The 15,388-nt window shown below is 45.9% G+C and carries 11 protein-coding genes; 8 read left to right on the plus strand and 3 right to left on the minus strand.

What is annotated here, in order from left to right:
- Positions 1-5: 5 nt before the first annotated feature.
- Both purE and GYX26_RS00790 read left to right on the plus strand, forming a co-directional pair.
- Positions 6-503, plus strand: coding sequence for a 5-(carboxyamino)imidazole ribonucleotide mutase (purE, locus tag GYX26_RS00785; RefSeq protein WP_174827655.1), 498 nt, complete (start codon positions 6-8; stop codon positions 501-503).
- Between the two features lie 228 nt (positions 504-731).
- A complete protein-coding gene (locus GYX26_RS00790) occupies positions 732-1,220 on the plus strand; it encodes a PTS sugar transporter subunit IIA (protein ID WP_174827656.1) in 489 nt (162 codons plus the stop codon).
- Between the two features lie 546 nt (positions 1,221-1,766).
- Here the strand turns inward: GYX26_RS00790 and GYX26_RS00795 are convergent.
- The 3 genes from GYX26_RS00795 to gltX all read right to left on the minus strand — a co-directional run bounded on the left by GYX26_RS00795 (position 1,767) and on the right by gltX (position 6,338).
- Positions 1,767-3,431: an AMP-binding protein gene (locus GYX26_RS00795; RefSeq protein ID WP_174827657.1), complete on the minus strand. Its 1,665-nt coding sequence runs from the start codon at positions 3,429-3,431 to the stop codon at positions 1,767-1,769.
- A gap of 151 nt (positions 3,432-3,582) precedes the next feature.
- Positions 3,583-4,689, minus strand: a complete 1,107-nt coding sequence (gene mnmA / locus GYX26_RS00800) for a tRNA 2-thiouridine(34) synthase MnmA (RefSeq protein ID WP_174827658.1) — start codon at positions 4,687-4,689, stop codon at positions 3,583-3,585.
- Positions 4,690-4,946: 257 nt separating this feature from the next.
- Positions 4,947-6,338 carry a glutamate--tRNA ligase gene (gltX, locus tag GYX26_RS00805; RefSeq protein WP_174827816.1) on the minus strand — a complete coding sequence of 464 codons (1,392 nt, stop codon included), beginning with the start codon at positions 6,336-6,338 and terminating at the stop codon, positions 4,947-4,949.
- Between the two features lie 112 nt (positions 6,339-6,450).
- Between gltX and GYX26_RS00810 the strand changes: the two genes are divergently transcribed.
- From GYX26_RS00810 to kynU, 6 genes are all read left to right on the plus strand, one after another.
- Positions 6,451-7,452, plus strand: coding sequence for an asparaginase (locus tag GYX26_RS00810; protein WP_174827659.1), 1,002 nt, complete (start codon positions 6,451-6,453; stop codon positions 7,450-7,452).
- A gap of 437 nt (positions 7,453-7,889) precedes the next feature.
- Positions 7,890-9,089, plus strand: a complete 1,200-nt coding sequence (locus GYX26_RS00815; protein ID WP_100113756.1) for a sugar efflux transporter — start codon at positions 7,890-7,892, stop codon at positions 9,087-9,089.
- Between the two features lie 489 nt (positions 9,090-9,578).
- Entirely contained in the window at positions 9,579-10,853 is a 1,275-nt protein-coding gene (gabT, locus tag GYX26_RS00820; RefSeq protein WP_174827660.1) for a 4-aminobutyrate--2-oxoglutarate transaminase, read from the plus strand.
- 86 nt (positions 10,854-10,939) lie between these two features.
- Positions 10,940-12,397 (plus strand): NADP-dependent succinate-semialdehyde dehydrogenase, encoded by a 1,458-nt coding sequence (gabD, locus tag GYX26_RS00825; protein ID WP_174827661.1) that lies wholly within the window; start codon positions 10,940-10,942, stop codon positions 12,395-12,397.
- 165 nt (positions 12,398-12,562) lie between these two features.
- Positions 12,563-13,948, plus strand: coding sequence for an amino acid permease (locus tag GYX26_RS00830; protein WP_202984263.1), 1,386 nt, complete (start codon positions 12,563-12,565; stop codon positions 13,946-13,948).
- A gap of 162 nt (positions 13,949-14,110) precedes the next feature.
- Complete coding sequence (gene kynU, locus GYX26_RS00835) at positions 14,111-15,361, plus strand: kynureninase (RefSeq protein WP_174827662.1); 1,251 nt, start codon at positions 14,111-14,113, stop codon at positions 15,359-15,361.
- Positions 15,362-15,388 lie beyond the last annotated feature (27 nt).

Raw genomic sequence — 15,388 nt, forward strand, 5'->3', positions numbered from 1 at the left:
ACAACATGAACACTCCACTAATCGGCATCATTATGGGCAGTAACAGCGATTATCCGATAATGCAGCAGGCAGAACAGTTTCTGCAACAATTCTGCATTCCATATGAGATACACGTTGTTTCCGCCCATCGTACTCCAGATTTAATGTTTGAATATGCCGAAAATGCACGTGCTCGTGGTTTGAAAGCGATCATTGCCGGAGCCGGAGGTGCTGCTCACCTGCCAGGTATGATTGCCGCCAAAACCACCATTCCAGTACTGGGTGTACCTGTTCCTAGCAAATATCTGCGTGGTGAAGATTCATTATTGTCTATTGTACAAATGCCTAAAGGGGTACCCGTAGCCACATTCGCCATTGGTGAGGCTGGTGCAGCCAATGCTGCCCTGTTTGCCATCTCACTACTAGCCAATGATAATCCCGAGCTGGCACAAAAACTGGCTGATTTTCGTGAAAACCAGAAACAAAGCGTTCTGGCCATGAATTTACCCAGCCAGCCTGCCTGATTGCCATAACTTCTTATAGCCATCTTCTGAATAACAGCCCATGCTGAACAGAATTACTCTATTGCTGCTCCTACAGCATTTTATTCAGATAAAAACCTGTATAGTATTGCTGCCACGACACATATTCATTACCTGTTCAGATTAGTTATCACATCATTACCTGTTTGCCGCTCTATTGCCGAACTTTAGTGCTGAATCAATACATTTAATAAAATACAGAGGTATTGAATGTTTAAATTAACTAAAAAGGATATTCATTTAAATCAAAGTGCAACCGGTAAAATACAAGCAATAAAGAGTATTGCCCAAGCTTTGGTTGACGCAGATTTAGTAGAAGATGGCTATAGTGAAGAGATACAGCAATGTGAACAACAAGCGGCAAGCTATTTGGATAATGGAATCGCAATAATACCTACAACCGTATCCCGTCATTTAATTAAAAAAGCCGGAGTACAAATATTTCACTTTCCTCAAGGTATTGTTTGGGGTGAGAATGGTAAATTGGCTTATATCGTAATCGGCATTGCAGCAAATTCAGATGAACAACTCACTTTTCTTGACAAATTAACACGCAATATAAGTAAGGACGGTATTGAAGAAAAAATCAAAAACATAAAGACTGTCGAAGATGTTATTAATATTTTGACTGGAAAAAATGATAAAGTAACATTGCTCGAGCACACCATTGACGCTTTGCTAGACTCAATAATTTTTTAATTTTTAGATTCATTATCAAGCTCTGACTATTTATGCCATCGGTGCAACCGAACTCGTGCGAAACAGTCAATAAATTAAACGCATAATTACTTATTTTCATTTTTACCCATAATCTAGTTATACGCAAATGAACATTATTGAATTTTAAGAATTCTCGCCTACCCCGCATAGGCTTCATTTCTATTTTAAATATTGACAACAAATCATTTAATCAAAAATCCTATACATCATAACAATTAATTGATTAATATAATTTAAAGTCATTGTTTTTTATAAATATATTTGCAAACTACCTATTTTCATTAGCTAAAACTATAAATAAAATACGAATAAAATTTAATCACAGCTAAATATTACAAACTGAACTGACTAATGAGTGATTATATAAATCATTAGCAGATTATCTGTTATTTAGACTTTATAACATAGTTATTATCATATCACTTATATAGAACTAGCTATTATCCTGTCCGCAAATAATACACACGGATAGAACAAAAACGGTTACTGCATAATAGCAGTAACCGTTTTTCTGTACCTGAAAAGTTATTTATTGGTGCGTAAGTCCTTACGCAGAATCTTGCCTACCGCAGATTTAGGCAATTCAGTGCAGAACTCAATATCTTTTGGCACCTTATAGCCAGTCAGATTCTGGCGGCAATGGGCAATAATCTGTTCACGCGTCAGATTGGGGTCGCGCTTAACCACAAATAATTTAATCGCCTCACCACTTTTCTCATTGGGTACGCCAATACAGGCTACTTCCAATACTTCGGGCATAGCGGCTACTATTTCTTCCACTTCATTCGGATAAACATTAAATCCCGATACCAGAATCATATCTTTCTTACGGTCAACCAGACGCACATAGCCTTTGGCATCAATTTCAGCCATATCACCAGTAGCCACAAAGCCACGGCTATCCAGCACTTTAGCGGTTTCTTCCGGCCGGTTCCAGTAGCCTTTCATCACCTGCGGCCCCTGTACCCATAATTCGCCTACTTCACCAATACCCAGCACTTTACCATTATCATCACGGATTTCGATATCCGTATTCGATACTGGCAAGCCTGCTGTACCTGTGTATTCAGGATTATTTAAAGGATTAGCACACACGCCCGGGCTGGCTTCAGTCAGGCCATAGGCATCGATAATCGGTACATTGGTAATGGCTTTCCATTCCTGTGCCACTACTTTCTGAGTAGCCATACCGCCGCCCAAAACCAATTTCCATGATGAAAAATCAATCGTTTTAAATTCCTCATTATGAATCAGGGCATTAAACAGTGTATTGACTCCGCTCATTACCGTTACCCGATTCTTTTTCAATACTTTAACCAAAGCATTGATATCACGCGGATTGGTAATCAGAATATTCTTGGAGCCAGTATTGGCAAAAATCATAATATTCACAGTGAGTGAAAAAATATGATACAGCGGCAATGGCGTTACCACCACTTCCTCGCCGGGCGTCAGATTGGCCTTAATCCATTCCGATGCCTGCTGCATATTGGCCACAATATTGCCATGTGTCAGCATTGCCCCTTTGGAAACACCAGTTGTGCCGCCGGTATACTGCAATAATGCCAAATCTTCCAGTTCCAATGGTACTGGGGTAAAACGCTGCTTTTTCCCCAGCGCCAATGCCTGAGCAAAAGTAATCGACTGGGGCAGATGAAAAGGCTTCACCATTTTTTTAACTTTGCGCAGCATGAAATTGACGACGCTGCCTTTCAGCCAGCCAAGCATATCGCCCATACTGGCCACAATTACCTGTTTGACTGCTGTTTGCGCCAATACTTCGGCCACTGTATGGGCAAAGTTTTCCAGCACGATAATGGCAGTAGCACCCGAATCAATTAACTGATGTGCCAGCTCTCTTGGTGTGTATAGCGGATTGACATTTACCACTACGCCACCGGCCTGCAATACACCAAATACGGTAATCGGATATTGCAATACATTCGGCATCATAATTGCTACCCGTTCACCTTTTTGCAGCTTCAGTACATTCTGCAAATAAGAAGTAAACTGATTCACATAAGTAGCAGTTTGCGTATAAGTAAGCGTTGTGCCCATATTGGAAAAACTTGGCTGCGGGCCAAACTTCTTCACACTGGTGTGCAGCACGTCAATAATCGACGAATAAGCACGCACATCCACCTCTGCCCGCACCCCTTCCTGATAACTTTTTAACCAGATTTTTTCCATTATCTTTTATCCTTTGCAACAACGCGTCTGATTTAAAAGGAAGTAAGGAAATTTCAGTCGAAACCGACTGTAAAGAAAACATCAAATCAGAACTTCAGCATCATTGCCAGTAAGATGACTGCCTGTATCCAGACAATCTGTTGAAACCAAACTAATTATTATAAATACTGTGACTATCGGTATCGCTGATAATACCACCACCCAGACAAATATCGCCAGCATACAGTACAGCAGACTGCCCGGGCGTCACTGCCCATTGCGGTTCATCAAACACCAGCTCGGCACAACCATCATCCAGATAATGCAAAGTAGCCTGTGCATCTGGCATCCGGTAACGGGTTTTTACCCCATAACGGCCTTCAACCGGCCGCTGTGGAGTAGTAAAACTCAAATCATGCATAATCAGGCTGTGGCTGAATAATAGCGGGTGATCATGCCCCTGCACCACCACAAGCTCATTACGCGGCAGATTTTTACCGGCTACAAACCACGGTTTGCCATCGCCACCGATGCCCAAACCTTTACGCTGTCCCAGAGTGTAATACATCAGGCCTTCATGTTCACCTACCACTTTGCCTTCCGGCGTTACCATTGCACCCGGATTGGTTGGTAAATAACGCTGCAAAAACTGTCTGAAAGGCCGCTCACCAATAAAGCAGATACCGGTACTGTCTTTTTTCTTTGCTGTCGGCAATTGTGCCTGTTCAGCCAGCAGACGTACCTGAGATTTTTCTAGCTCACCCAGCGGAAATAAAGCGCGTTGCAACTGATAGGGTTGCAGACGATACAGAAAATAGCTCTGGTCTTTATTCTGATCCAGCCCCTTGAGCAGATAATGCACGCCATCACGCACATCCTTGCGCGCATAATGTCCGGTAGCAATCAAATCTGCGCCACCGGCCAGTGCGTGTTCCAGAAAACATTTAAATTTAATTTCAGCATTGCACAGCACATCCGGATTGGGTGTGCGCCCGGCCTGATATTCCTGCAGGAAATACGCAAAAACATTGTCTTTGTATTGGCCGGCAAAATTGACAATATCAATATCCATACCAATCAGGTCGGCCACTGCTACCGCATCAAGTGAATCCTGCTTGATAGAGCAATACTCGTCATCGTTATCGTCTTCCCAGTTTTGCATGAAAACACCGCGCACATCATAACCGCCCTGTCGGAGCAGCCAAGCAGTGACCGATGAATCCACACCACCGGACATACCAACAACAATACGTTGTGATAAATTTGCTTTTATATTCATTTACATTCATCCAAAACCGGCGCAGATTGTGCCACAGCCAGAGCTTAGCCACAACTTACCGGCATCATTAATCCTGTAGCAAACTAACTTTCTGCCAGCATAAATACACAGTAATAATCAAAAAACAGCATTATTTAACATAAAAAAACATCTGGCAGAGTAGCAACAGAATAAATAACACAGGCTGCCGGCACTGCATTATTTGCCCATGGACAAACAATCACAATACCGGCAGCCTGTGCAAATGCAAATCAGACTCAATTCTGGCGCAGGCGGCGCAATACCTCATCACGCCCCAATAACGCCAGTACCTGATCAATTGACGGAGTCTTACCTGTGCCACATACAGCCAGACGTAAAGGCATACCCAATTTACCCATTTTAATATTCTCTGCTTCACAGAATGGCGCAAACAGCGCATGAATGCTTTCCGCATCCCACTGTGGCAGCTGTTCTAGCTCAGTAGCAAAGCGCTGCATGCGCGCCGGAGCATCTGCATCCCAGTGTTTAGCTACTTCTTTCTCACTCGGCGTGGCTTTCGCATAAAAATACCTGCATTCGTCGGCCAGCTGATTCAAATCCTGAGCGCGTTCCTTTACCAATGCCACTACATCTGCCAAAGCCGGCTGCTCGGTAACTTCAATGCCTGACTGTGCCAGACGTGGTTGTATCAGTTCAGCCAGACGAATATCATCACTGGCTTTAATATGCTGCGCATTCAGCCACAACAGTTTCTCATGGTCAAAACGGCTGGCTGAGGGGCTGACATCCTTTAAGTCAAACCATTCAATAAATTGCGCCATGGTAAAGAATTCATCATCACCATGACCCCAGCCCAGCCGGGCCAGATAATTCAGCAAGGCTTCCGGCAAAATACCCTGTTTGTCGTAATCAACCACACTTACCGCATCACGGCGCTTGCTCATTTTCGCGCCTTTTTCATTCAGAATCATCGGCAAATGAGCATATTGCGGCAGTGTAGCCCCCATGGCGCGCAGAATATTAATCTGTTTGGGAGTATTGTTGACATGATCATCACCGCGGATTACCTGAGTGATACCCATATCATAGTCATCTACTACGACGCAGAAATTATAGGTAGGCGTACCATCGGCACGTGCAATAATCAGGTCATCCAAATCCTGATTGGCAATGGCGATATGCCCTTTAACCAAATCATCCCATGCCGTTTCGCCAGTCAGCGGCATTTTAAAACGCACCACCGGCTGCACACCTTCAGGTACAGGCGGCAGGGTTTTACCCTCATCCGGACGCCAGCGACGGTCGTACCAGAAATGTTCACCGCGCGCTTCGGCTTCCTGCCGCATCGCTTCCAGTTCTTCACGGCTAGTATAGTCATAGTAGGCATGGCCGGATGCCAGCAATTCACGCAAAACTTCCGCATAGCGGTCAAAGCGTTGCGTCTGGTAAAACGGACCTTCATCGTAGTCCAGACCTACCCAGTGCATACCATCCAGAATGGCCTGCACCGATTCGGCCGTAGAGCGCTCCAGATCCGTGTCCTCAATCCGTAACACAAATTTACCCTGCTGTTTACGCGCAAACGCCCATGAAAACAAAGCTGTGCGCACACCGCCAATATGCAGAAAACCGGTAGGACTGGGAGCAAAACGAGTACGTATCATGATTATCATTCAGACACAGAAAACCACTATTGTACGCGCAAGCCGGACTAAACAAAACCCATCCGTGCTATGCTTGCATCTGATACTTTTATTGTCTGAAAGGCGGTATATGCATATGACAACCCAGAAACATGTGGCTGTTTACTACACCGGTGGTACCATAGGTATGCAGCAAACCCCTGCCGGACTGGCACCTGCAGCCAGCCTCGCCAATCTGGCCGCGCCCATCTTTCAGGAATACAGTCATCAACTTCAGTGTGACTGGTTTATCAGCGAGCCATTAATCGATTCTTCAGCCATTACCCTGAGCAACTGGCAGACATGGCTTAACTGGATAGACAGTAAGGCCGCAGATTATGATGGCCTGCTTATCCTGCATGGCACCGATACTATGGCTTACAGTGCCAATATCATTGCACTGGCACGGCCACAACTTGGTATTCCCGTCATCCTTACCGGTGCCATGTTGCCGCTGGCTGCGCCTAATAGTGATGCGCCACTGAATCTGCGCACAGCGCTGGCAGCTTTCAGCCTGTCTGGGTTTACCCAGACAGCGATAGCTTTCAACGGCCAGCTCTGGCCAGCCATTGGCAGCAGCAAAATCAGTACGGAGCGGGCAGACGCATTTGCCAACCCGCAATTTGGCACACTGGCACAATGGTCGGTGACAGACGGCTGGTTTAACACCAATCTGCCTGTCAGCACACCCACTTCTGCACCAATGTGCCATAACATCAGCCCGTCTGCCAGAATTCACTGCTTTACTCTTACTCCGGGCGCCAATTTAGACATGATTACCGCCAGCCTGACTCACAACCCGCCCGATGGTGTGGTTTTGCAAAGCTATGGCAATGGTAATACGCCAACTGATGCCAGCTTTCTGGCGGCAATCAGACAAATCGGCCAGCAATCCATACCTGTTCTGAATATCAGTCAGGTTTTACAGGGTTGTGCCTCCGCGGTTTATGCGCAAGGGCATGAGCTGCGCGCAGCTGGTGTGATTAATGGTGGGAAATGCAATCTGGAAACTGCACTGGCAATCCTGACCTTGGCCGCCAGCAATCATTGGCAAAAAGAACAAATTGAAAATTTACTGCATCAACAGCAGTTAGTCTAAACCTTTGTGTCAGCACAGGATTATTCGGTTAATTTAAAACCGTTTAATCTTGTACTTTTAACCATTAATCCGGTTTAATAATTATCTTTTCATTATGAACAGCATATCATACATATTTAAAGAATTTTCTGAACAAACATATCTGCTCTTGCAAAATAAAATGCCAGCCATGCATGATTGATACATTGATACAGTGCATAGCAACCAGCCCTTATTATCTCCGGCCGTCAATTGCTTATACTACTATTTAGATACTAACTACCAATACATACGTATCAGATAAATAATAATTTAAAATCAGCTATCCGATTAATTAACAGATTAACAATAATTTATACTATCATACTGTCTGCAACATCCTGTTCAGGTAGAATTTTAGACATCCATCAGCATGAGATGTGATATAACTCTTTCTTTTCAGAATAGAAAAGTTAAACGTGGAAGAAAATATTGCTGTAAAACAAAAGACTTATATTATTCTGGGTTCTTTTCTGGTAGCTGCATTTATTATTGGTATTGCCGGTGCCTTACAGGCGCCTACTCTCAGCCGCTACTTAGCTGAAGATGTTAAAGTAAATCCGTATCAGGTAGGATTGTTTTATTCAATAAATGCTATCGCCGGAATAGTAGTGAGCTTTCTACTGGCACAGTACTCGGATAATAAAGGCATCCGGCGCAATATCATTTTATTTTGCTGCCTGATGGGTATCGGTAACTGCATCACGTTTGCCTTCTCTCGCCAGTACCTGATACTGGTCACAGTTGGTATCTTTTTTTCAGCACTCACTTCGGCAGCTATGCCGCAGATTTTCGCCTCTGCACGTGAATATACCGACCAGACTGGCCGCAATGTTGTGGTATTCAATGGCATTTTACGGGCACAATTATCGCTGGCCTGGGTAATCGGGCCGCCTTTATCATTCTTGTTGGCGGTAAATTACGGCTTTACCATCATGTATCTGAGCGCCGCAGCCATGTTTTTTGTGGCCTTGCTGATTGTTTTTCTGTTTTTTCCAGCCATCAGACGTCCTGCTCCTGTCAGTAAGCAGCAGGAGCAGAAAGAAAAGATTTTCAGTAATCACAATGTTGTCTTGCTGTTTATCGCCTCTATCAGCATGGGTACGGCCAATATGATGTATATGATTGACATGCCTTTGTATATCGACAAGATACTGCCCGGTTCACCCTCCCTGCCCGGCCATTTAATGGGTATTGCCGCAGCGATTGAAATTCCGGCTATGCTGGTGGCCAGTATGCTGGTACCGCGTTTTGGCAACAAGAATCTGATTTGCTTTGCTGTTATTTGCGGCATCATATTTTATATTGGTATGCTGTTTACCCAGAATGAACGGATGCTGATTGCCCTGCAATTGTTCAATGGTCTTTTTATCGGCATCGTGGCCAGTATCGGCCTGATTTATTTTCAGGATTTGCTACCCGGGCGCACCGGTGTTGCATCTACACTGTTTAATAACTGTGTATCTTGCAGCATTATTCTCGCTGGCATGCTACAGGGAGTAATTTCTGCCAATTTAGGCCATCATGTGATTTATGAAATTGCACTGGTGATGGTATCTGTATCCTTTGTGTTCTGTCTGCTTATCGGCAAGCCGGCACGTATTAAGGTACGCTCCTGAACTACTGTTAAAAATACTGTATTCATCTGGCATTTCCGTATTAAGACATGTTGATTTAGCATATTTTCCGGCTCAACCATTCTGGTTGAGCTTGTTAACCAGTAATGTCGGCCACCTCAGCATAATTAAATCGACATAAGCAATAAAAATCAAATAACTACTAAAAATCCGTATTTATAAGAATATATGCATAAATTAAGCAATCAAATTAATTATTAATAGTGATTTTTAATATAATTTGCCAATATTCACTACATAAAAATTACTTTATTCCAATTAATATGAGATTTTTATTTATAAGTCATGCCAGCGAAGTATCTGACTGGATTGACAGCATAAATTTAATCCCGTAACTTGCCGGAATAATGCAATCCCCCCTCTTGACTGACTGATTTCAGCCAGTTAATTATATTGTTACAACGCACATCATACCGGTGGTATGCGTGATATACCTGCTCAGGCCGGTCTACATTTTTCTGGAGAGAATTTATGAATCAAACAGGCAACATCCGCCAACGTCAACTGGCTGCCGCTCCGCGTGGTGTCGGCTTTATGTGTGATTTTTACATTGATCATGCCAAAAATGCCGAGTTCTGGACACCTGAAGGCAAGCGTTATATTGACTTTGCTGGCGGTATTGGCGTTCTGAATACCGGCCACCTGCATCCGAAAGTACAACAGGCAGTGACTACCCAGTTGCAGAAATTTTCGCATACCTGCTTTAATACCGTACCGTATGAGCTGTATGCCAAAGTAGCGGAAAAAATCAATGCCCGTGCCCCTATTGCCGGTGACAAGCGCACCATGTTTGTTACCTCTGGTGCTGAAGCGGTTGAAAATGCCATTAAAATTGCACGAGCCTATACCAAAAGACGTGGCGTGATTGCATTCAATGGTGCTTTTCATGGACGTACCAACCTGACCATGGCCCTAACCGGCAAAATTGCACCCTATAAAGTCGATTTCGGGCCATTTCCAGCAGATATCGTGCATGCACCCTATCCCAATGCCCTGCATGGTGTCAGTGTAGAAGATGCGCTGCATGGACTGCACAATATTTTCAAATGCCATCTGGCCGCCAGTGATGTTGCGGCAATCATTATTGAGGTGGTACAAGGTGAAGGTGGCTTTAATGTCACACCAAACGAATTCCTGCGCGCCTTGCGCCAGCTAGCCGATGAACACGGAATCGTACTGATTTTTGATGAAATCCAATCAGGCTTTGCCCGTAGCGGCAAACTGTTTGCTACCGAGCTGACTGGTGTGCAGCCTGATTTGATGACCATTGCCAAATCTCTGGCCGGAGGTTTCCCGCTGTCTGGCGTAGTGGGCAAGGAAGCCATCATGAACGCTCCTGTTGTTGGTGGTCTGGGTGGCACTTATGCCGGCAGCCCGCTGGGGCTGGCTGCGGCCGATGCCGTTATCGACGTTATTGAAGAAGAACAACTGTGTGAACGCGCCAATATTCTGGGTAACCGGCTGAAAGAACGCTTCAACGGCCTGAAACAAACTATTCCAGCAATTGCCGAAGTACGCGGCCCCGGCTCAATGGTTGCCATTGAATTAATCAAACCCGGCAGCACCGAACCAGATGCCGAGATGACTAAAAAAGTACAGCAGCTGGCACTGGAAAACGGCTTGATGATTCTGACATGCGGCCAGTACTATAACGTGATTCGCTGCCTGTATCCGCTAACCATCGAAGACAACGTGTTTGACGAAGCACTGGATATACTTGAAGCAGCCCTGCGTCAGGCTCAATAATATCCGGTATCCTGAGGCTGCCAGTACAGACTGGTTTACTGGCAGCCTGTTGTGTGTGTGTGTTTTAGTTACTTTGGGAAAAACCTATGCAATTGCATGATTCTGCACTATTAAAGACCCAGTGCTATATAAATGGTCAATGGGTAAACGCCGACAACGGCGCAGTAATTTCAGTGACTAATCCGGCGAGCGGAGACAATCTGGCCGATGTACCCCGAATGGGTACAGCAGAAGCAGAACGTGCCGTAGCCGCAGCTCATGCAGCTCTGAAACCATGGCAGGCCAAATCAGCCAAAGAACGCAGTAATCTGCTGCGCCGCTGGTTTGAACTGATGATGCAGCATCAGGAAGACCTGGGCATAATACTGACTTCAGAACAGGGCAAGCCGCTAGCTGAGGCCAAAGGCGAAATTGCTTATGGCGCTTCCTATCTGGAATGGTATGCAGAAGAAGCCAAACGCATTTATGGCGATACTATTCCTGCTCCGGCAAACGACAAGCGGATTATGGTGCTCAAACAGCCAATTGGCGTATGCGCAGCGATTACCCCGTGGAACTTCCCCAATGCAATGATTACGCGCAAGATTGCACCGGCTCTGGCGGCTGGCTGTACTTTTGTTATTCGTCCTGCTTCACAAACTCCCCTATCGGCACTGGCCATCGCAGAACTGGCACAGCGCGCCGGTATTCCAGCGGGCGTAGTGAATGTGATTACCGGCAGCTCAAGTGAAATCGGCAAGGTATTAACCGAAGACGACCGAGTTAAAAAATTCAGCTTCACCGGTTCCACCGAAGTAGGCCGCAAACTGATTGCCCAGTGTGCCAGCACCGTAAAAAAAGTTTCTATGGAACTCGGTGGTAACGCACCTTTTATTGTCTTTAACGATGCTGATATCGATGCTGCCGTTGAAGGGGCAATGATTTCCAAATTCCGCAATGCCGGCCAAACCTGTGTCTGTGCCAACCGTTTATATGTACAAAGTGCAGTATATGACCAGTTTGTCACTAAACTGGCACAAGCCATTGCCAAACTGAAAGTCGGCAATGGGCTGGAACAAGGTGTAACCGTTGGCCCTCTGATTGACGCCAGTGCAGTCAGCAAGGTTAAGGAGCATATTGCTGATGCCGTTGGCAAAGGAGCAGAAATCGTTACCGGCGGGACAGCAGACCATCACGGTGAGCTGTTCTTTCAGCCTACCCTGCTGAAAAATGTCACGCAGCAAATGAAAGTTGCCCGCGAAGAAACCTTCGGCCCGCTGGCACCAGTATTCCGCTTTGAAACCGAAGAAGAAGTGGTTAACTGGGCTAATGATACTGAATTTGGACTGGCCAGTTATTTTTATAGCCGTGACATCGGCCGGATTGTGCGTGTCAGCGAAAATCTGGATTATGGCATGGTGGCCATCAATACCGGCCTGCTTTCGAATGAAGCAGCCCCATTTGGCGGCGTTAAACAGTCTGGCCTTGGACGCGAAGGTTCCAAATACGGCATTGAAGACTACCTTGAAATCAAATATGTACTTCTGGCCGGTATAGACCAGTAATTCCTGAATCTAAGGCGGCATCAACACACGATGCTGCCACCTTCTTTTCTGCAAGAGTAAAACAATCCTGAATGCTTTGCATAAATCAGGAGAGCCCGTGGCCGACTGTAATCTGAGCATTCCAGCTTACCAGTCTGGCATTCACTACCACTTAGGAGGAACACGTTGAGTACATCATCCGCACTCAAAAACGGACTTAAAACACGCCATTTAGCCATGATATCCATTGCTGGCGTCATTGGTGGCGCATTATTTATCGGTTCCGGACCAGTAATCTACCATGCCGGGCCAGCCGCGATTCTTGCCTACGGCGCCGGCGGCATACTGGTTATGCTGATTATGCGCATGCTCGGCGAAATGGCTGTTGCCCATCCGGACAGTGGCTCTTTCTCTACCTATGCCGATATTGCTATCGGCCGCTGGGCCGGTTTCAGCATCGGCTGGTTATACTGGTATTTCTGGGCACTGCTCATGGGCTGGGAAGCATATGTAGCCGGTAAAATTCTTAATAACTGGTTCCCAATAATACCCATCTGGGGCTATATGCTGGCAGTAACAATAGCCTTAGTCATCATCAACCTGATGGATGTCAAAAATTACGGTGAATTTGAATTCTGGTTTGCTCTAATCAAAGTGATAGCCATCGTTCTGTTTCTGATTGTGGGCAGTCTGGCCATTATGCATTTATGGCCTTGGGGACAGGCAGATGCCAAAGGCTGGTCACATTTAAGCAGTCAGGGCTTTATGCCCAACGGTGTATCCTCAGTTGTCACCGCCTTACTGGGAGTAATGTTTGCCTATATTGGTGCGGAAATTGTTACCGTTGCCGCAGCAGAGTCCAGCCATCCGGCAACAGAAATCCGCAAAGCCACCAAATCCGTAGTCTGGCGCATTATTCTGTTTTATGTCGGTTCGATTTTCATCACCGTATGCCTGATTCCCTACAACGACCCACACCTGAACGATCCTACATGGGGCACATACAGCGTAGTATTAACCTCTTTAGGTATTCCGCAGGCTCGTCATATCGTCAATTTTATCGTACTTACCTCCGTATTAAGCTGTTTTAATTCAGCCCTGTATACCTGCTCGCGCATGTTGTACTCACTGGCCAAGCGTGGCGACGCACACCGGATAATGGCCTATACCGCGAAAAACGGCAGTCCGCAAATTGGCGTGCTCATTTCCTGTATCTTTACCCTGTTCGCCGTTTATCTGACTGCCAGTGCCAGAATGAACGTTTATGATTTACTGATGACAGCCACCGGCACCATTGCCCTGTACGTCTATCTGGCCATCAGCTTTTCACAGCTATTTTTGCGCAAAAAACTGGAAAAACAGGGGCAGACACTGACATACAAAATGTGGTGCTTTCCCTGGTTAACCTACGTTGTTATCGGGCTGATTATCGCCTCCATCATCACCATGGTTATTGAGGGAACCTATAAACATGAAGTGATTTACACCAGCATACTGGCAGCCATCATTCTGCTTATGGGCATACTGGCACAGGCATGCAAATTGGGCAGTAACATAACCAGAGCAGAATAAAACTGGCAGCCACTATCCACCACACTGAGGTTATCATTTTATATCAATATATTCACAAAGTTAGCCTAAGGTAAACATTGGGATAAATTAATTTAAAATTTATTCGCCATGTCAAGCAACTATTCTGTACACTATTCATTTTTCAAACTCAACCTGCGCAAAATGATTACACTAGAACAATGTCAGCAATGGGATGCCGCCGACACTCTGGCATCACTCAAAAACCAGTTTGAACTGCCACAAGGCATCATTTATCTGGATGGTAACTCCCTGGGCGCCAAACCCAAACAGGCAGCAGAGCGCGCACAGGCTGTGATTAATCAGCAATGGGGCACAGACCTGATTAATAGTTGGAACAAGGCCGGCTGGTGGGATTTACCCGTGCGGCTGGGCAACAAAATCGGCCGGCTGATTGGGGCACAGGAAAATGAAACCGTGGTTACCGATACCACCAGCCTCAACCTGTTTAAAGTTCTGGCTGCTGCGATACACATTCAGCAGAATAATGATAACAGCCGTAAAGTTATTATTGCCGAACGCGATTCTTTTCCCACCGATATTTACATGATTGAAGGCTTTATGGCTCTGATTAATCAGGGTTATCAGCTTCATTTAATCGACACACCTGCTGATCTGGCTACCAGCATCAACCAGCACACCGCCGTGGTAGTGCTTTCGCATGTCAACTACCGCACCGGCTACCTGCATGATATGGCTGCAACCAACGAACTGGTACACGCCCATGGCGCATTGCTCATCTGGGACCTGTGTCACTCAATTGGTGCCGTACCTATTGACTTAAATGGCAGTAACAGCGATTTTGCCATTGGCTGTACCTATAAATACCTGAATGGTGGCCCCGGCGCACCAGCCATGTTGTGGGTACATGAACGCTACCAGACTGCATTCAGCCAGCCCCTTTCTGGCTGGTGGGGACATGCAAAACCCTTCGACATGGCCGTAAACTACACGCCTGCCGACAACATACGCCGCTATTTATGCGGCACACAGCCGATTGTCTCCATGAGTCTGATAGAAAGCGGTATAGATATCTTTTTACAGACCGATATGCATGCTCTGCGGCGCAAATCCCTGCAACTAACCGACTTACTGATTGCGCTAACCGAACAGGAATGTGCCGGCTTTGACCTCACCCTGATTACCCCACGTGAGCATGCACAGCGTGGCAGCCACGTCAGCCTGCGCCATCCACATGGTTATGCCATCGTTCAGGCACTGATTGCCCGCGGCGTGATAGGTGACTACCGCGAACCCGAAGTTATCCGTCTGGGCGTAACCCCGCTATACCTGAGCCACGTCGATATCTGGCAGGCTGTGCAACACCTGAAACAGGTTTTGCTCAATCAGGAATGGGCACAACCCCAGTTTCATACGCGCGGACAGGTAACCTGATTTGCATTTTCAACTCAAACAGTTACA

The organism is Snodgrassella sp. ESL0253 (assembly GCF_013344965.1).
GTDB lineage: Bacteria > Pseudomonadota > Gammaproteobacteria > Burkholderiales > Neisseriaceae > Snodgrassella > Snodgrassella alvi_B.

Bases quoted from the DNA above. Each gene is read 5' to 3' on its own strand.
- purE (WP_174827655.1), top strand. From the start codon at position 6: ATGAACACTCCACTAATCGGCATCATTATGGGCAGTAACAGCGATTAT.
- GYX26_RS00790 (WP_174827656.1), top strand. From the start codon at position 732: ATGTTTAAATTAACTAAAAAGGATATTCATTTAAATCAAAGTGCAACC.
- GYX26_RS00795 (WP_174827657.1), bottom strand. From the start codon at position 3,431: ATGGAAAAAATCTGGTTAAAAAGTTATCAGGAAGGGGTGCGGGCAGAG.
- mnmA (WP_174827658.1), bottom strand. From the start codon at position 4,689: ATGAATATAAAAGCAAATTTATCACAACGTATTGTTGTTGGTATGTCC.
- GYX26_RS00810 (WP_174827659.1), top strand. From the start codon at position 6,451: ATGACAACCCAGAAACATGTGGCTGTTTACTACACCGGTGGTACCATA.
- gabT (WP_174827660.1), top strand. From the start codon at position 9,579: ATGAATCAAACAGGCAACATCCGCCAACGTCAACTGGCTGCCGCTCCG.
- gabD (WP_174827661.1), top strand. From the start codon at position 10,940: ATGCAATTGCATGATTCTGCACTATTAAAGACCCAGTGCTATATAAAT.
- kynU (WP_174827662.1), top strand. From the start codon at position 14,111: ATGATTACACTAGAACAATGTCAGCAATGGGATGCCGCCGACACTCTG.